This window comes from Draconibacterium orientale (assembly GCF_900111425.1).
Lineage (GTDB): Bacteria > Bacteroidota > Bacteroidia > Bacteroidales > Prolixibacteraceae > Draconibacterium > Draconibacterium orientale.
In genome coordinates this window covers 188,227-206,693 of sequence record NZ_FOHT01000001.1, presented here as the reverse complement: position 1 = coordinate 206,693, position 18,467 = coordinate 188,227, and the positions used below count along the sequence as shown (strand labels likewise).

Below are 18,467 nucleotides of genomic sequence, written 5' to 3'. Positions count from 1 at the left end.
ATGGATTACAAGAAAACAAAAGCAGCTCCGTCAACTATTTCGCGCGATCTTGAAGTATTAACTCAAGAAACCGGAAATATTTACGAAACCGTAATGATTCTTGCTAAAAGAGCAAATCAGATTTCGTCGGAATTAAAAGAAGAGCTTAACCAGAAATTACAGGAATTTGCTTCGTATACCGACAATTTGGAGGAAATCTTTGAAAACAGGGAACAAATCGAGATTTCTAAATTTTACGAGCGTTTGCCAAAGCCAACTCTTATTGCGTTTGAAGAATTAAAAGAAGGTGAAATTTACCACCGTAATCCAACGCGCGAGAACAAAAAACGTATCTAATTTTTCTGATGCCCTGATATGAGGCTCAAAGGAAAAAATATAATACTCGGAATAACAGGAAGTATTGCAGCTTATAAGGCAGCAATGCTTCTTCGGCTTTTTATAAAGGAGGGTGCCGAAGTGCAAGTGGTAATAACACCTGCAGGAAAAGAATTTATTACACCCGTTACTTTATCAGCATTGTCGAATAAACCTGTTATTAGCGAGTTTTTTGGAGCAAACGATGGTACGTGGAACAGCCACGTTGATCTGGGATTGTGGGCCGATGTAATGGTTATTGCGCCGGCAACTGCTTCAACAATGGGGAAAATGGCCAATGGTATTGCCGATAATATGTTGATAACAACCTATTTGTCGGCTAAGTGTCCGGTAATGGTGGCACCTGCCATGGACCTCGATATGTTTGCGCATCCTTCAACACAACGTAATATTTCTATTCTGAAAGAGTACGGAAATATTATTGTTGAACCCGGTGAAGGAGAATTAGCCAGCGGTTTAACCGGCAAGGGCAGGATGGAAGAACCTGAAAAAATACTCGAAGCAGTTATTCAACAGCTTGGAGTAAAAAAAAAACTGCTGAATAAATCCTATCTGGTAACTGCCGGACCTACTTTCGAAAAAATTGATCCTGTTCGTTTTATTGGTAATTATTCTTCAGGGAAAATGGGGTATGCCATTGCCGAAGAACTAGCCGAACAAGGTGCCGAAGTAACTTTAGTATCGGGTCCTGTTTCAGTTACTACTCAGAAAACTGGCGTAACCGTGGTTCCTGTTGAAGCGGCTGAAGAAATGTATAATGCATCGATTGAGCATTTTAAAACTGTTGATGGTGCAATTATGTGTGCAGCAGTAGCCGATTTTACTCCTGCAAAAAAGGAAGAGGAAAAAACAAAGCGGGGCAAAGAAAACTGGCATATCGAGTTGCAACCAACAAAAGATATTGCTGCCGAATTGGGTAAATTAAAAACCAACAAGCAGCTTTTAATAGGTTTTGCCCTGGAAACCAACAACGAACTGGCAAATGCAGCGAGTAAACTTTTAAAAAAGAACCTCGACTTTATTGTACTGAATTCGTTAAAAGACAAGGGAGCCGGATTTGGTGTTGATACCAATAAAATAACGATCATTGAAAAGGGCAATAAACAAACCGATTTTGAGTTAAAAGATAAAGCTGAGGTAGCAAAAGATATCGTAGCAAAAATTATAGAATTGAATAATTAGCATATGATAAAGCAAATCGTAATAGCGCTTTTCTTTCTGTTTATTTTCATTGGAGAAGGTGTCGCTCAGGAACTTCGTTGCAACGTAACCGTTTCGGCACGGGGAATTCAGGGGGCAAACCAAAACCTGTTCCGTACCATGCAGTCTGACTTGTATGATTTTATGAATAACCGAAAATGGACTGATCATGTGTATAGTTACGATGAAAAAATCAGGTGCAATATTCTAATCCGTCTCGACGAGCAAATTTCTGCCGACGAGTTTAAAGGATCAATTCAGGTGCAGTTAACACGCCCGATATTTAATACCAGTTACACGTCAACTGTGCTTAATATTAAAGACAATGATTTTCATTGTAAGTATGTGGAGTTTCAGCCGCTGGAGTTTAACGAAACATCAAACCGCGATAACCTGACCAACATTATGGCGTTTTATGCCTATGTGATTCTGGGTTTTGATTACGATACTTTTTCGGAAGAAGGCGGAACCGAATATTTTCAGAAAGCACAGGCGATTGTAAATAATTCGCAAAATGCACGCGAACGCGGCTGGAAGGCTTTCGAGAGTGAAAGGAATCGCTACTGGTTAATCGAGAATGTATTAAATAAATCCTACTCATCGTTTCGCACCTGCATGTACAATTATCATCGAAATGGCCTGGATTTAATGTCGGATAAAGTAGAAGAGGGCAGGGCAAACATCGCCGATGCATTGCGCGATATTCAGAAAGTATTTCGTCGTCGCCCATCTACTTACATTTTGCAGATGTTTTTTGATGCCAAGGCCGATGAATTGGTAAATGTTTTTTCCCAATCGTTCCCCGATGAGCGAAATCGGGTTATGGCTATTCTTAACGAGGTTGATCCTTCAAACGGCAGAAAGTACGAGAAGATTGCCGAAAACGAAGGCTTTTAACAAGGTGGGCTAAAAAGATATCCCCATTTTTTCCAGAAAGTAAATCCGTGTGCTCATTTTGGCTATTTTAGCCATTGAAATTATTAATGAAGATCTATTGTCATTATGCTATCCAGATTATCCATTTCGAATTACGCACTCATCAATAAATTGCAGGTTAATTTCCATGCCAATTTAAACACCGTTACGGGTGAAACCGGTGCCGGTAAGTCGATTATTCTTGGGGCTTTAAGCCTTATTCTGGGGAATCGTGCCGATCTTTCGGTGCTGAAAGAAAAGGATAAAAAGTGCATTGTTGAGGGGCAGTTTGAAGTGAGTAATTATCCTGTTAAACGTTTTTTTGAAACCAACGATCTGGATTACGATACTTCCACAATTTTACGTCGCGAAATAACGCCTTCAGGAAAATCTCGGGCTTTTATAAACGACACGCCGGTTAACCTGAAAGTAATGCGCGAACTGGGATTGCAGCTAATCGACATCCACTCGCAACACCAAAACCTGGAGTTGAGCAACCAGAAGTTTCAGTTGAACCTTGTTGATTCGGTTGCCGGTGCCAGTGAGGTGTTGGCGAAATACAAAACTCAATTCTCAGCCTACAAAAGCACAAAAAAAGAGCTTCAGCAGCTGCAGGAAAATGCAGAACAGGCGCAGGCCGATCTTGATTATTACCAGTTTCAGTTTACACAACTGGAAGAAGCAAGACTTGAAGAAAATGAGCAGGAAGATCTGGAAGCAGAACTGGAGCAGTTAAACCACGCTGAAGAAATTAAAACAGCGCTTACTGAAACGGTGGCTTTGCTGGATAACGAAACATTTTCGGTGTTGCAGGGCGTAAAAGACGGACATCGTACCCTTAGCAAGGTAACCGGCTACCTGAAAGATGCGGAAAGTTTTGCCGAACGTTTGGAGAGCGTTGCCATCGAATTAAGCGATATTCACCAGGAACTGGAAATGCTGGCAGAGCGCGTGGAATTTAATCCGGCGCGAATTGAAGAGGTGAATGACCGGTTGAATTTGTTGTATTCGCTGCAGCAAAAGCATCATGTGGCAACGGTGGCTGAATTAATTGTTTTGCGCGACGAGTTCGATCAGAAAATAAATAAAGCGGTGGGGTACGGCGATGAAATTGAAGCCCTGAAAAATAAACTGGAAAACCAGAAAAATGATTTAGAAAAGTTGGCTGAAAGTTTAAGTAAAACGCGGCAAAAAGCTTTTAAAAAGATCGAAAGTTCGGTTGTTGGCGATTTGAACCAGCTGGGAATGACAAAGGCCAGGCTACAGGTGGTACACAATTACCTCGAAGATTTTCAGCCGGATGGTAAGGATGAGATCGCGTTCCAGTTTAGCGCTAATCCAGACTCAGAACCGGATGAAATCTCGAAAATTGCATCGGGCGGTGAAATGTCGCGGTTAATGCTGGCCATTAAAAACCTGCTTCGCAACTCAAAAGCATTGCCAACCATTGTGTTTGATGAAATTGATACCGGCGTATCGGGCGAGATTGCATTAAAAATGGGCACTATTATTAAATCATTTTCGGCAAATACACAGATTATAAATATTACGCATCTGCCGCAAATTGCAGCTAAAGGCGATACGCACTTCAAGGTATATAAATTCGAAGAAAAGGGAAAAACCTTTACTTCAATTAAGGCATTGGATGCCGCCGAACGTGTGGAAGAGCTGGCAAAAATGGTGGGTGGCGAAAATCTTACGGAAACAACAATTAAAGCAGCAGAAGAACTGTTGCGAATTTGACAAATTCACTCATGGCAGAAATAGGAAAATTTAATACCCTGGAAATTCTCAGGGAAACAGACAACGGTGTATATCTCGATGGTGGTGAACACGGCGAAATTTTAATGCCGCGAAAGTACGTTGAGGAAGAAATGAAAGAACAGGGAACTGCAGAGGTTTTTGTTTATACCGACTCGGAAGACCGCCTGGTTGCTACTACCGAAAAACCTTTGGCAACGGTAGGGGAGTTTGCCCGTTTAACCGTAAAAGCTACTGCTAAATTTGGTGCATTTCTCGATTGGGGGCTGGCAAAAGATTTGTTGGTGCCGTTTAGCGAGCAGCGCAGTAAAATGCAGGAAGGCAACAGCTACTGGGTTTACGTTTACCTCGATTTGTTAACCAACCGTGTTGTGGCTTCGGCAAAACTGCATAAGTTTCTGGATAATACGCCTCCTGAATATACCAAAGGACAGGAAGTTAGCCTGATTATTCTGGAAGAAACTGATTTGGGTTATAAAGCCATCATTAATCAGGAACACACCGGAATGCTGTATAAAAATCAGGTATTTCGGCAACTGGAAATTGGCAGCCAGACAAAAGGCTACATTGCTAAAATAAGAAACGATGAAAAGATCGATTTGATGCTGGAAGAGCCTGGTTACGAAAAGGTTGATTCCATTTCGGAAAAGATTTTGACAGCGCTGGAAGCCAGTGGTGGTTTTATGGCTGTATCGGATAAATCGTCGCCGGAAATGATTAAAGCGATGTTTGGTATCAGCAAGAAAAATTTTAAGAAAGCAATTGGCGGATTGTATAAAAAACGACTGATTACTTTTGTTTCTGACGGGATTAAAATGTTAAAAAGCTAAATACCTTTTATAAAACATAAGTTTGAATTTGGAACTTTACAACTAAAAGTTCTAATTTTAAAACTACAATATTTTCATGTTGTGATTTTTGGTTAAATATGGAGGGAAACACTGGTTTCCCTCTTTTCTTTTAACCATTCCCGATTCGAGGTACTAATCTCCAAATTGTTGCTCCAGAAGCTTCATGTCGGCTTGCCGGGTACTCAACAGCTTGATGTATTCCATACAATTTTGGGCATGCAGTTCATTCTTTGATCCCAGAATATGATACGATTTAACCACCCATGCCAAAGCAGCTTCCAGGTCGCCTTCCATTTCACATGCCAGGCCCAGGTTGTACATACATTTTGCAACAATATTCTGGTTATCGTTTTTAAGTTGTTTGCGCCACAATTCTGCCACATCCAACCATTGAGCTTTCTGAATGAGTTCGTCGGCTTGCTGCAGTTCCACATGCCCCGACGAGTAATACATTCGTTGTACCTGCACCCAGTGTGGCACAATTGATTGTGCAAAATTTTCGGCAGATATTTCTGCTGCATTGTAAATTGCATCAGTTCGCGGTGGTAAAAGCTCATCCGCTTTACTCTGGCTCGATGAATATTCCATCCACTTCACCGTGTCGGGTTTTGAATAGGCCAAAACATATTTCATGTCAATAAGATCGTAAAAGCTCCATTGTGTCCAGTTGATAACCGGTTCGCTGCCAAGTTCCATCTGGGGGTAGAAATAGCGTCCATCACTGGCACCAAAAAAATCGAGCGAAAGCAAAAGGTCGGCATCTGTGTTATTGCGAATCGATTGAAGTTGCCCGGGCGTGTATAACCCGAATTGCGGATGTATAATTAACGAATCGGTTTTGGGATGAACCGACGATGTATTGGCCTGCAAAAAATAGCTTGAATTAAACACATTAATCTGTTCCGTAGTCATGCTTACCCGAGTTGCCGAATCTTCACGGAAAAAAGGTTTGTAATCAACTGTGTCAATAATTCCGGTTGTAGAATAATTACGCTCGTTTATGGTAATTAAAGTATCGAAAAATGCCTGTTTGTTAATCGCTGAGATGAAATTTTCGAAATAAATGCGCGAGGCAATACTGTCGGAGTTTTCTTCCTCCGTTTTTTGTTTCCCAAATTCTTCGTACTGGCTTAAGTACTGGTTTGGCGAACAATTAACGTTGTTATACTGAACCGCAATATTTCTGTATTTCGGGGAGATAGTCAGTACTGAAGGTTCAACAATTTCGATGTCGATGGTTTTTACATTGTACAGCGTATTACAGCTGGCAAAAACCAGCAGTACTAAAACGCCAAACAAAAAATCAGCGCGGTTTTTCATTGGTTATTGGTTTAAACGCAAGATATCTTTTTTTCTTTTAGCAAGTAGCTGTTGGTATTTGAAAATCATTTTCAGATCTTCCTTGCTGTTGTATGCAGTGGCAATTTGTAAAGCGGCATTTAGCCATTTTTCGGCCGTATCAAAATCGTCTTTCATCTCGTAGCCCAGCGCCAGGTTGTACCGCGCGTTAATGGCCATTTTTCCGTTACTGTCGTCGGCGTATCGTTTCCAAAGCATAATTGCATTGTCCCAATCACCTTTTTGTACATACTCGTCGGCCATAGCAAAATCGGGCAGTGGCGGAACAGAATACATCCTGTTCACATTTTCCCATGAAGCAAAAAAGCGTTTCGAATAATTTTCGCCAACCATTTGCGAAGCGATTTTCAGTGCGGTGATACGCGGTGGCAATTTGGCCTTTCGGTTATAATTTCCGTTTGCATCGTAGCCGTTCCAGAAAATGGTGTCAATCATTGTTTTTCGCTCAATAAGTTGCTGATCGAAAGGACTGTAAACGGCCCAAACAGCAGCGGTAATCACTTCGTTCGATTTTGTCGGCATCTCAGCCGTTGTTGAATATTCAGAGTAAAAACTGGAATAGGTCTCCAGCGAAATTACCAAATCGGTATTGGTTTTTGTGGCCAGTTGCTGAATCGCCTCCATATTTAACGCCGGAAGTTTATCGCTCGTATGTGGCTCGAAAAGTTCGGGGAATATGCGAATTTCCTTAAAAGCATTTTTCTCTTTCAAATTTTTTGCCAGTTCGCTCATGCTTAAATTCACTAAAATACTGTCGAGGTTTTTCGGATCGTTTTTGGCTTTCTTCAGGCGGAAATCATCCTGAAAATAGTGAATCAGCGTGTCGTTGCTGTATTTGAAATTCCGGTAAACAATGGCTACATTTTCGGCATTGGCCGGATAGGCAATTTCACCGGGAGTGTAAATTTCTATGGGGTAATCTTTGTAAACAGTACACGAAACCGTACTAAGTAGTAGTAAAGTCCATAAGCTCAATCGGTTCATTTTGAGTTGTTTTTCGGTTGTTTTTTCTTGCTTTTAAGCAATTCAAGATACTGATAAGTGATGGGGTGGTAGGCTGTATTATACGATTCGAGCGCATATTGAATGGCACAGTCGATATCGCCCTGTATTTCGCAGGCGGTGGCCAAATTAAATAAGGCTTTGCTTTTTTCGCTTTTCGATCCCGATTCGCTGGCAATTTTTTGCCACGCTTCAATGGCTGTAGCCCAATCTCCGTTATCGATGCGTACGGCTGCCTCTTTTAGTGCAGTACTTCCTTTGTCGAACAGTATCCGGTATTCGCTTTGCCAGCCTGTACTTATTGTTTCTGAAAAATCGAGTGCTATTGCAATTCCTGCTTCTGTAAGCGCTTGTTTAACAGGGGTGAAATCTGCGAACAAATTTCTTACACTAAGTGCATAGTTTTCCCAAAACAGTGTATCCTGAAAGACTTCACGAACCAGAATTTTTTCCTGCTGCGGATCGTAAATACGAAACAGGGCATCGTAAACAATAGCCATTTTTGCACCAACAGCCGTTCTGAAAACTCCTTCATTCGGATCGAAAACTGATTCTTCAGAGAGTTCTGTTGCAACGTGTGTTTTTAACAGATCCATTGACAGAACAGCATCGGTTTGGTAAAGGTCGCAAAGTTCCTTCGCCTCCTGCCAGCTCATCGAACTGGAGAAGAATGCGTTTTTATCGGCGTTCAGAAAACGGTCTTCCGGAATTACGTAGTCAAACCTGCCCGATTCAAAAAGCAATTCGCCCAGAACTTTTAATGAGGTATCAGCTGCGGTGAGATCATATATGGTCGTATCGAGATTAAAATCCTTCTGATAAAATATTTTTTGCATCGAATCGGCGGGCAGATCGTTGTACTTGTCGTCAACAGTTCGGTTTACCAGCAGCAGGCTCTGTATATCCTGCGGAATTTCGTTTTTCGGCTTTTGCGGAAACTCAACCATAATCCGCTTTGTAGGGCTACAAGCATACGACAAAAGAACAATGCTAACAAGTAGGATGTAATTTGTTTGTTTAAAAATGCTCATACGTAAATTGAATAATGTTTAGTAAATTCCCCAGTACTTTCTCAAAAACCATTCCGCACTTAACAGCACTAGTAAAACAATAAATAACCAACGAAGGTTTATCAGCTGATTTACCATCTCCTGAAAGTATGTTGTTGCTTTTAATTTACTGGTTTTTTGCAATTCGTTTACCAAATCGTTGGCTTGCGAGGGCTGATAGAATTTGCCGCCGCTTAACTCGGCCAGTTGGTATAACAGGTTGTGATTGGCCTGGGTAATAATATTCTCAATATTAACCGGAACAACGGTAAAATTGCCTGTTTCGGTAAAAGCTTCGTTACCAATGTTTACTTCGGCAGTAAATGAATAATCGCCCAGTGGCAGGTGGCCGGCGTTGAGGTAATAATTTTTATCCTGCATATCGAAAGTCAGGTTGTATTCTTCGTTGTTTTCATTTTGCAGTTTAATGTTTACTTCTTCGGACCCGATTTGCTCAAAAGCATCGTTATAAACTTCGGCCGTTAAAACCACGTTCTCCACTTCATTGTAAACCGGATTGAACTCAACAATAAAATTATCCTCGTTTTCGCGCAAGGCAAGGTATTGTACCAGTTGGTTTATGAGCTCGTTAAAATGGGTGTGTTCCTGGTTTTGGTAGTAATCGAACAGTCGCCAGCGCCAAATTCCTTCACCAAAAATATAAGCTCGTTTCTGTCCTTCGAGTTTCCCGGTGGCGATTAGCGGTTTGCCGGTTGTTATGCCTTTTAGCTTTTGGTACAACAGTGGAGAGAATTCCGCATTCAACTCGAAATTGGCAAACGGAACCTGAACCGGAGGAAATTGAGGAATAAGTTCGATCAGCTCTTCCGACAAATTAAATGTGGCGTAATTTGAATTAAAAACCGGTTGCGCTTCTTCTCCGCTTCCGGCAAGTGGTTCAATGTTTGCACCCTGACTTAAAATATTCAACTGTGGCAAATAGGTTTGGTTACCAACGATGAAAAGTAGGGGCAAACGATTGTTATTTGCTTTTTCCATTACTTCGGCCATCGACTTTCCTGTGCTTGGCAGCTGGTTTAAAATAAGCAGGTTGTATTCGCTCAGATCGGTGGGATAAGGTTCGTCGGTAAATACCGAAACCTCGTATGTTTTTTGCTGATCGAGTGTATTTTTTATAGCTCCCACATCGGGGTGCGATCCGTTGGAAATAATCAGTACTTTTTGTTTGTTTTCCAGCACGTTAATCACAAAACCGGCGCTGTTGTTTTTGGTATTTCGTTCGTTGGCTGCAGCCTGAATTTGCATGGTGTAGTGTTTCAATCCGGCAGATCCGGCTTCAAGAACAAATTCTTTGGTGTCGAAAAAATTATCGTTCGATGGAGTAATTATCACACTTTGCAGCTCTTCAGCATCCTGAAAAAGCGAAAGTTTCAGCGGCGTGTTTTTAAGTTTCGAAAATAGCAGCTCCACTTCAACCGGAAATTTATTTCCGGAAAATGTGGTTCGGTTAACGCGGATGTTTTGTACGCGGGCATCGGCAATAACCGTGGTGTCGCCAAGCCCGATGGTGTAAATCGGGAAGCTCACCTGGTCGAGCATGTTCAGCGGATTTTTTCCCTGGTTGTAAATACCGTCTCCGGCAACAATCAGCGCTCCGATATTCTGGTTAAAATGATTGTTCGTAATTGTGGCAATCAAATCGCTGTAGTTCGATCCTTTTTCGGTAAAGTTTAAAGCGTTACCGGTTTGTGTTTCTTCGCCAAAAGTGTAGCTTACCAGTTCAAAATCGCTTCCTAATTGCTGTTCAATTTCGGCTTTTTCATCATTAATGGCTTTGGCAAGTTGCAACGAATCGGCATACGAAACAACCGAACCCGAATTATCCCAGGCTGTAATAATTACCGGATTCTGTGTTACCTTTTTCAGGTTGCGGATAAAAGGCGATAAAAGCAAAAATGCAATGAAGAAAAAAGCCAGAAACCTGAGTGCCATTAACAGGCTTCGCTGAAGTTTTGAGAGTTCTTTTAGCGCTTTGTTTTTATAGTATAGAAGTACTACAACTCCCGCCGATGCGACGGTGATGGCGAGCAAGAATAAAAACCAGTATTTTATGCCAAATGAGATCAAAATTGTTAGTTTTTTAGGAAGTGGTAAATATACACATCTCCTTTTTTTATATCGTGTTTTATGGTTATTATTGCTATGCAGTTGTCAACTCGTTAAAAGTGTGTACAAAACATAAAACCAAAACTATTCCCTGATGTTTTCAAAACCAAAAATAAATTTCGTGTTTATGAAGAATTTCGTATTTGCTGCGCTTGCGATTCTTGTGGTGGCTTGTGGCCCAAAATTCGATAAAGAAATAACGCTTGATGATATTCGTGAGAATATCGACTACCTGGCTTCCGATTCGTTGAAAGGGCGTAAATCGGGCGAACAGGGCGATTTGCTGGCAGCACAATACATTGCTCAAAAGTTTGAGGCTGCAGGTTTGGAACTGATGTTCGATAACGGTTTTCAGGAATTTAACCTGGTAGCATCAGCCGAAATTGCCGATGGGAATCAGTTGCAGGTAAACGATACGGAGTTCGAAGTTGAAAAAGACTTTTTGCCTTATGCTTTCTCCGCCAACACAAGCATAACTGCCGAAGTTGTTTTTGCCGGTTTTGGTATTGAAGTAAACCGCGATTCATTACAATGGAATGATTTTGCCGGCGCTGATGTAACTGGAAAATGGCTATTGGTATTGCAGGGCGATCCTGATCTTGACAATCCGAACAGTCCGTATCTTGAATTTTCGAGTGAACGCGCAAAAGCATTAAACGCATCGGATAAAGGAGCTGCAGGAATAATTTTGGTGGCAGGTACAAAATTCAGTGAAAATGACGAGTTATCATCTTTGTTCTTTGATAAAAACAGCAGTCGTTTTTCTATTCCTGTAATTCAGATAACAAGGAAAGTTGCGAATGAAATATTAAAGACCACAGACCAAACGGTAGAAAAACTTGAAGCAAAAATACTGGAACAAAATGCCGGTTTAAACCTCGCGGTGTCGGTAACGGTTAGCGCAACAGTAAATGTGAAATTGAAAGAAACAACCACCCGAAACGTGGTGGCCATGTTACCTGGCAACGATGAAATCTTAAAGGATGAATATGTGGTTGTAGGCGCCCATTTTGATCATTTGGGAATGGGTGGACCCGGTTCCGGATCGCGCGCAATCGATACAGTTGCGGTTCATAACGGTGCCGATGACAACGCCTCGGGAGTTTCGGCAGTTATTCAGCTGGCAGAAAAATTGGCCGGAGATAAAAGCAATAAACGCAGTGTACTATTTGTGGCTTTTGGAGCGGAAGAAATAGGGCTGCTGGGCTCGAAAGCGTTTACAATGAAACCGCCGGTTGAAACGGATAAAATGGTGGCCATGTTTAACTTTGATATGATTGGCCGCCTAAAAGAGGATAACAGCTTAACGATTAGCGGAACAAAAACCGCTGAAGAAACTGAAGATTTGTTAAATAACCTGAATCCGGATTTTACGTTGGCGTTTACCGGCGAAGGAATCGGACCATCAGACCATGCTTCGTTTTACCTGCAGAATATTCCTGTGATTTATATTTCTACCGGTGCGCACCCCGATTATCATACCCCGCAGGACGATGCGGAACTCATCAATTTTGAAGGTGCACAGAAGGTAATGAGCTATTCGGCTGCATTGCTTGACGATGTGGTGAACCGTGCTGAGAAATTAACTTTCCAGGAGGCCGGAAGTAAGTTTCAGCGAAGCCGGGGAGGACGTTTTAAAGTTACGCTGGGAGTAATGCCCGATTTTGCCGGTGTGGAAAAACGCGGAATGCGTGTTGATGCCGTTTCGAAAGGCAAACCTGCGTATGCTGCCGGAATGAAAAAGGGTGACATTATTATTGCCATCGACGGGAAAAAGGTGAGCAATATTTATGAATATATGGATCGGCTGCAGAAACTGGAAGCAGGTACAACCATTTCGGTTGATATTTTGCGCGACGAAAAACCAATTGTTTTAATCGTTCAGCTCTAGTATTTAAATCCAACCCCGAAGTTTGTAGTAGCTAAGTGCGACCATTTCGCGGGCAATCAGAATCTCATATTTTAAATGGTTCCACATTTGGTAACGCATATTTATGTTGTTGCCAACGTCTGGAATCATAATGGAGTTGCCGCCCAGTTCATCGTCGGTAAACGAAAAATCGGCTTCGGCAGCATTTTCAAAAGCGGGTAGGGCGTTTACCTTCTCAAAGCCAACTTTTTTGAACGCCAAAACGGCACGGCGCATGTGTTCAGGAGAAGTGACCAATAAAATGGGATCCTGCATTTTTATTATTCCCTGGCAATTCAAAGCCTGCGAGCGTGTGTTTGTTCCTTCAGGTTCAAAAGCAATCCGTTCAGCAGAAACACCTCTCAGTTCCAATTCCGATTTCATTAACTGAGGCGTGCTTAAAGGGTCGCTTAGTGCGCCGGGCATAGCTACAAGTACTTTTGATGCGGGAAACGATTTTGCCGCTTTTTCGGTGTACCAGCTGCGCATCAGGTTGCTTTGGCTTGGCATTCCGCCACCGCCCAGTAAAATAATAGTTTTGGGTTCCCATTTTAATTCGGCTTTGCTTGTGCCCAGCCAGTGGTAGCCCCAATACGGTTGTTCGGTGAAAGAAAATACGAGACAAACAACAAAGAAAATTCCAATCAGTACCAAGAATTTTCGTAGTAATCTCAAAAAAAGGATACTTTTGAATTTTGTTTTAAACATAGCTCACGTTTAAGACTATAAATGTAAGTTTAATTTAAAAGATCGATCATTGAAGACATCAGAAAAAAACGAAATAATCCAACTCTTTGAGAGTCATTTTAACGAAAAAGTTGAAGGTTTTGAGTTACTGCCTCCGTCGGGTTCATACCGCCAGTATTGCCGGTTGAGTAGTGAAAACCGAACTGTGATTGGTGCTACTAACAACGATGTAAAAGAGAATACGGCTTTTCTTTCGTTCAGCAACCATTTTTATAACAAAGGAATAAAAGTGCCGAAAGTGTATGCGGTTAGCTCCGATTTAAAAAAGTATTTGTTGGAAGATTTGGGTAATACCACACTTTTCGAATTTCTGACAAAAACGCGCGAAGAGGAAGGATTTTCGGAAAATATTATTTCCGTATATAAAAAGGTGCTTCAGGCCTTGCCAAAAATTCAGATAATTGCCGGAAAGGAGATCGATTACTCAGTGTGTTATCCGCGCGAAGCTTTCGATAAACAATCGATGATGTGGGATTTGAACTATTTCAAGTACTATTTTCTGAAACTGGCAAAAATACATTTCGATGAACAGGCACTGGAAGATGATTTTCAGTTGTTTAGCAATTATTTGCTAAGTGCCAGTTCCAACTATTTCTTGTACCGTGATTTTCAGTCGCGCAATGTCATGTTAAAAGACGATGATGTTTATTTTATCGACTATCAGGGCGGACGTTTAGGGGCATTGCAATACGATTTGGCATCGTTGCTTTACGATGGAAAAGCCGATATCCCGGAGAGCGTGCGCGCGCAGCTTTACGACTTTTATATTTCGGAGTTGAAGAAATACATGAAGGTTGATGAAGAGAAGTTCGCGGCTTATTTTAAAGGTTTTGTACTCATTCGTATTATGCAGGCGATGGGAGCATACGGATTTCGTGGCTTTTACGAGAAAAAGGAACATTTCCTGAAAAGTATTCCATACGCCCTGAAAAACCTGGAAGTATTACTTGACGATTTAAAATTGCCGGTTGATTTGCCGGAACTGACCAGCGTGTTGAAGCAGCTTACCCATTCCGAAGTACTAAAGGAAATAGGGCAGGGAAAATCGAATTTAACTGTTCGTATAACCAGTTTTTCGTATAAAAAAGGGTACCCCGAAGATCCATCGGGAAATGGTGGCGGCCATGTTTTCGATTGTCGCGCTATCAATAATCCCGGGCGCTACGATGAATACAAAAAGCTAAGTGGTAAAGATATGTCGGTTCAGGAATTCCTGGAGCAAAAATCAGAGATCAGGCTTTTTATCGATGCCGTAAAAGTACTGGTCGATCAATCGGTGAAAGTTTATCTCGAGCGCGGATTTACACATCTTTCGTTAGGTTTTGGTTGTACCGGCGGACAGCACCGATCGGTTTATTCGGCCGAGAAAATTGGCGAATATTTGCAAAACAATTATCCTGTAAATGTTGTTTTAGTACATCGTGAACAGGAAAATTGGAGATGAGCAAAAAAGCATGTAAAAAAAAGGATTTTCAAGATAAAGAAGATCCAAAATACAGCTGCAAAAAATGTGGCGCCAAAGTAAAAAAGGAAGACAAGGTTTGTAAACCGAAAAAGATTGCAATCCAGAAAGTGGAATAACCGGATACATTTATACGGCACATTTCTTACCGAAAATTCTAACAGTAGTGTTATAAAGGTAAAAACCCTAGCGCTGTTTTTGGTAATTAGGTTTTCTGTATTTATTTTCGCAAAAATTTTCAAAACAGACTTATTCATGGGAAGAGCATTTGAATACCGGAGGGCAGCGAAGGAGAAACGCTGGGATAAAATGTCGAGAGTTTTTCCAAAACTTTCGAAGAAAATAACCATTGCAGCTAAAGAAGGTGGCCCTGAAGCGGATTTGAATCCTGCACTACGTACCGCAATCATGAACGCCAAGGCGCAAAACATGCCAAAGGCGAATATTGATGCAGCTATTAAACGTGCATCGGGAAAAGATGCAACGGCATATATTGAAACTACCTACGAAGGAAAAGGCCCGCACGGAGTTTTGGTTTTTGTTGAGGCAGCAACCGATAATACAACCCGTACAGTGGCTAACGTTAAAAGTTATTTTAACAAAGCTGGCGGAGGTCAGGTTCCAAACGGTTCGTTAGAATTTATGTTCTCACGAAAAGCTGTTTTCGAGTTTGATATGCCGGAAGGTATGGAACTGGAAGAGATTGAGCTAGAGCTGATTGATGCCGGTCTCGATGAAATTGAGGAGAACGAAGGAACGTATTATGCTTATGGCGAATACACCAGCTTTAGCGACATGGCTCATAAATTTGAAGAGCTGGAAATAGACGTTAAAAAAGCAGAATTGCAACGTATTCCAACTACTCCGGTTGAATTTACCGAAGAACAAATGGAAGAAATTGAAAAGATGTTGGATAGAATGGAAGAGGACGAAGACGTTCAGGCTGTTTATACCAACATTGCATAATAACCTGCAAGTATCATTTCAAATGCATTGACTTCTGTTCAGCGTTTGAAATGATACTTACAGCTTCAAAAGCTCATTTAACCCTCAAAAATCCCACGATTATCTAATAAATTGCCCGCATTTCTTTTGTATCCACTAATTTCGGTGGAAAACAAAGATTTATGCTACCTGTTCAGAATTACATCAACCATTTTAAGGAAATGTGGGAACGAAGCCCCGAAACCTTTCCGCAATTTCACAAAACTTATTCTGCAGAAGAAAAACTAACTCACGAGCGCAATTTCGATGGTTTTCAGAAAAAGTTGAAAGAGCTGCAGAATGTTAGCAAAGTTCAACAGGTTAAAAATGATCCAACAAAATCTTTTTTCCCCACGTTCCGGTCGTTCCTTGAAACTGTTTTTGATTTTGATCCCGGTCATCTTAAAATTATCCTGTCAGAAGAATTTAAAGATGTTTCGAAAGGTTTTTTCTATCGGGTTAGGGCATTTGGCCCCGAGTTAAAACCGGAAGACATTTACCAAGGAATGCGAAATGTGTGGATAATGAATGGCTTGCAGCTGATGGCTGAAAAGCCGGTAAATATCACTCCCTCGGTTTTTGCTTATTCAATGATCTATCCGTACAGCGATAATTTATTGGATGATCCCAAAATCAGTGATAATCAAAAACAAGCCTTCTCAGCACGTTTCGATCGACGTTTGCATGGCATATTAGAAGTGCCCTTAAATCACACCGAAAAGCAGCTGTTTAAATTGATACGTATGTTTGAGGAGGAATTTCCACGTAGCAAATTCCCCAAAGTTTATGAAAGTTTATATGCCATTCAGCAGGGACAAACCAATAGTTTGAAAATGATAGCGCATAATGGATTATCTGATGATGAGATCTGTAACATTTGTTTCGAAAAAGGTGGAGCATCAGTTTTAGCCGATGGTTATTTGGTTGCCGGTGAAATGTCCAGAGAGCAGGAACAAGCACTTTTTGGTTACGGAATTTATTTGCAGTTGCTCGACGATATTCAGGATGTGAGAGAAGATTCACTGGCTTTTACCAAAACTCTTTTTTCTTGTTTGCCTGAAAGTGATTTGGGAAGATTTGTAAATAAGACCATCCATTTCGGGCGGATGGCACTGGAAGAGATGCGTTGTTTTAAAGGTGTAAAAAGCGATGATTTTTTAGGTTTGATGAATCGGAGCATTGAAATGATGATTGTTGAATCGGTGGGCCTGAATGAGACCTGGTATAGTAACGATTATTTAGAAGCGATAGAAAAAGTATCACCCTTGCATTTCGCGTATTTACGCAAGAAACGCACGCAAAGCAAATCGCAACGCTTCGCATTATTTCAAAAATATTTCGACATGCCGAAATCGAAGCAAATGGTGGTGTAAATTCTTGCATCGGGTTAGGAGTTTGCAAACTAAAGGCTCATTTCGGTATTAAATCGGTATAAATTGCCAGTTGAATTAATGCCGGTAACGAAGCGTATCGGTAACAGGTGCCATAGTGCCCCGAAGCACTGCATCTGAAAAATGGGAAGCGGATTCTACCCCGGGGTTTTATACTTTTGATTTAGTTTGTACATTTAGCCTCCAAACTAAATCGAAAAAATAATGAGTAAAATATACAATTGGGCGGTACTAGGATGTGGCAGAATTGCCAATAAGTTTGTTAACGATCTTAAATTGCTGCCAAATGCCAAACTGTATGCCGCAGCGTCGCGCGACTTGAATCGGGCACAGCAGTTTGCAAACGAACTGGGTTTTGAAAAAGCGTATGGAAATTACACCGAAATGGTTAATGACCCCAACGTTGATGTAGTTTATATCGCAACGCCGCACTCACATCATTTTGAGCATACCATGTTGTGCCTGAAGCATAAAAAAGCAGTACTTTGTGAGAAGGCATTTGCTATGAATCAGCACGAAGTAGCGCAAATGATACAATGTGCAAAGGACAATAATACTTTTCTGATGGAAGCTTTCTGGACCATGTTTCAACCTAGTTTTCAAAAAGCTCTTGAGATCATCAAATCAGGCGAATTGGGGAAGTTAAAAATGGTTCGGTCAGACTTTGCTTTTAATGCCGAGTTTAATGAGGACAAACGCTTGTATAACGTCAAACTGGGTGGCAGCTCGCTTTTGGATATTGGTATTTACCCGGTATTTGCAGCACTTTCAACACTTGGCGTTCCTGACCTTATAAAATCATTTGCAGATTTTAGCAGCACCGGAAGCGAGGAAAGTGTGCAAATGATCTTTAAATACAAAGGCGGAGAAATGGCCAGTCTGTCCTCAAGTTTTGCTGTACATTCACCGGTTCAAACCGAATTTTGCTGCGAAAAAGGATATATCGTTTTGCATCCGCGCTGGTTTACACCAACCGATTTAACGGTTTGGAAAGATGGGGAAAAGCAACAGTTATTTCCAAACGAAACAAAAGAAGGTGCCGGTTATCAGTACGAAGCCAAACATGTTATGGAATGTTTGGATGCCGGATTGATTGAAAGCCCCAAAATGACCTGGAAAATGAGCGAGGATTTAATACAAACGCTTGACCGTGTTCGTATTGATGCAGGAATATTCTTTCCCGATCATGATAAGAAATTATTTTTCTGAAAGCTGTAGATTACGAATTTAAAACTTTACTTTCTGTATTTTTAATTAATGACTTAATCTTACACCGATTGGAATAGTGTGTTTAATGAAATTTACATCATTCTGTGTAAATTGCAAACTGCTCTT

The 18,467-nt window shown here is 41.2% G+C and carries 15 protein-coding genes; 10 read left to right on the top strand and 5 right to left on the bottom strand.

The genetic code is table 11. From position 1 onward, the window contains the following. The 5 genes from BMW53_RS00835 to BMW53_RS00815 all read left to right on the top strand — a co-directional run bounded on the left by BMW53_RS00835 (window position 1) and on the right by BMW53_RS00815 (window position 5,081). Window positions 1-336: a DNA-directed RNA polymerase subunit omega gene (locus tag BMW53_RS00835; protein ID WP_038561334.1), complete on the top strand. Its 336-nt coding sequence runs from the start codon at window positions 1-3 to the stop codon at window positions 334-336. A gap of 18 nt (window positions 337-354) precedes the next feature. After that, window positions 355-1,557, top strand: a complete 1,203-nt coding sequence (gene coaBC / locus BMW53_RS00830; RefSeq protein ID WP_074780073.1) for a bifunctional phosphopantothenoylcysteine decarboxylase/phosphopantothenate--cysteine ligase CoaBC — start codon at window positions 355-357, stop codon at window positions 1,555-1,557. A gap of 3 nt (window positions 1,558-1,560) precedes the next feature. Further along, window positions 1,561-2,472: a type IX secretion system protein PorD gene (gene porD, locus BMW53_RS00825; protein WP_038561337.1), complete on the top strand. Its 912-nt coding sequence runs from the start codon at window positions 1,561-1,563 to the stop codon at window positions 2,470-2,472. Window positions 2,473-2,577: 105 nt separating this feature from the next. Then, a complete protein-coding gene (gene recN, locus BMW53_RS00820) occupies window positions 2,578-4,233 on the top strand; it encodes a DNA repair protein RecN (protein WP_038561339.1) in 1,656 nt (551 codons plus the stop codon). An 11-nt stretch (window positions 4,234-4,244) separates the two neighbouring features. Continuing rightward, window positions 4,245-5,081, top strand: coding sequence for a CvfB family protein (locus BMW53_RS00815; RefSeq protein WP_038561340.1), 837 nt, complete (start codon window positions 4,245-4,247; stop codon window positions 5,079-5,081). A gap of 153 nt (window positions 5,082-5,234) precedes the next feature. Here the strand turns inward: BMW53_RS00815 and BMW53_RS00810 are convergent, their stop codons facing one another. Genes BMW53_RS00810 through BMW53_RS00795 form a run of 4 tightly spaced genes read right to left on the bottom strand, consistent with a single transcriptional unit; the run spans window position 5,235 to window position 10,600 of the window. After that, complete coding sequence (locus tag BMW53_RS00810) at window positions 5,235-6,422, bottom strand: DUF6340 family protein (protein ID WP_038561343.1); 1,188 nt, start codon at window positions 6,420-6,422, stop codon at window positions 5,235-5,237. A gap of 3 nt (window positions 6,423-6,425) precedes the next feature. Beyond that, window positions 6,426-7,445, bottom strand: coding sequence for a DUF6340 family protein (locus BMW53_RS00805; RefSeq protein WP_038561346.1), 1,020 nt, complete (start codon window positions 7,443-7,445; stop codon window positions 6,426-6,428). Then, complete coding sequence (locus BMW53_RS00800) at window positions 7,442-8,494, bottom strand: DUF6340 family protein (RefSeq protein WP_139177983.1); 1,053 nt, start codon at window positions 8,492-8,494, stop codon at window positions 7,442-7,444. The genes BMW53_RS00805 and BMW53_RS00800 overlap by 4 nt, the downstream gene beginning before the upstream one ends. Before the next feature lie 18 nt (window positions 8,495-8,512). Further along, window positions 8,513-10,600: a hypothetical protein gene (locus tag BMW53_RS00795; protein ID WP_038561355.1), complete on the bottom strand. Its 2,088-nt coding sequence runs from the start codon at window positions 10,598-10,600 to the stop codon at window positions 8,513-8,515. 166 nt (window positions 10,601-10,766) lie between these two features. On the opposite strand from BMW53_RS00795, the gene BMW53_RS00790 reads away from it, so the two are divergent. Beyond that, window positions 10,767-12,530 (top strand): M28 family peptidase, encoded by a 1,764-nt coding sequence (locus BMW53_RS00790; protein ID WP_038561359.1) that lies wholly within the window; start codon window positions 10,767-10,769, stop codon window positions 12,528-12,530. Between the two features lie 3 nt (window positions 12,531-12,533). Here BMW53_RS00790 and BMW53_RS00785 read toward each other — a convergent pair whose 3' ends face one another. After that, window positions 12,534-13,223, bottom strand: coding sequence for a YdcF family protein (locus BMW53_RS00785; RefSeq protein ID WP_168136437.1), 690 nt, complete (start codon window positions 13,221-13,223; stop codon window positions 12,534-12,536). Between the two features lie 82 nt (window positions 13,224-13,305). Here BMW53_RS00785 and BMW53_RS00780 point away from each other — a divergent pair, with 82 nt between their 5' ends. The 4 genes from BMW53_RS00780 (at window position 13,306) to BMW53_RS00765 (ending at window position 18,341) form a co-directional block, all read left to right on the top strand. Continuing rightward, complete coding sequence (locus BMW53_RS00780) at window positions 13,306-14,739, top strand: RapZ C-terminal domain-containing protein (RefSeq protein ID WP_038561369.1); 1,434 nt, start codon at window positions 13,306-13,308, stop codon at window positions 14,737-14,739. A 273-nt stretch (window positions 14,740-15,012) separates the two neighbouring features. Further along, on the top strand, window positions 15,013-15,723 hold the full coding sequence (locus BMW53_RS00775; protein ID WP_038561374.1) for a YebC/PmpR family DNA-binding transcriptional regulator: 711 nt from the start codon (window positions 15,013-15,015) through the stop codon (window positions 15,721-15,723). A 161-nt stretch (window positions 15,724-15,884) separates the two neighbouring features. Further along, window positions 15,885-17,114 (top strand): hypothetical protein, encoded by a 1,230-nt coding sequence (locus BMW53_RS00770; protein ID WP_051567970.1) that lies wholly within the window; start codon window positions 15,885-15,887, stop codon window positions 17,112-17,114. A gap of 222 nt (window positions 17,115-17,336) precedes the next feature. Next, the gene (locus BMW53_RS00765) at window positions 17,337-18,341 is read left to right on the top strand and encodes a Gfo/Idh/MocA family protein (protein WP_038561379.1); all 1,005 of its coding nucleotides are present in this window, start codon (window positions 17,337-17,339) and stop codon (window positions 18,339-18,341) included. Window positions 18,342-18,467: the final 126 nt, after the last annotated feature.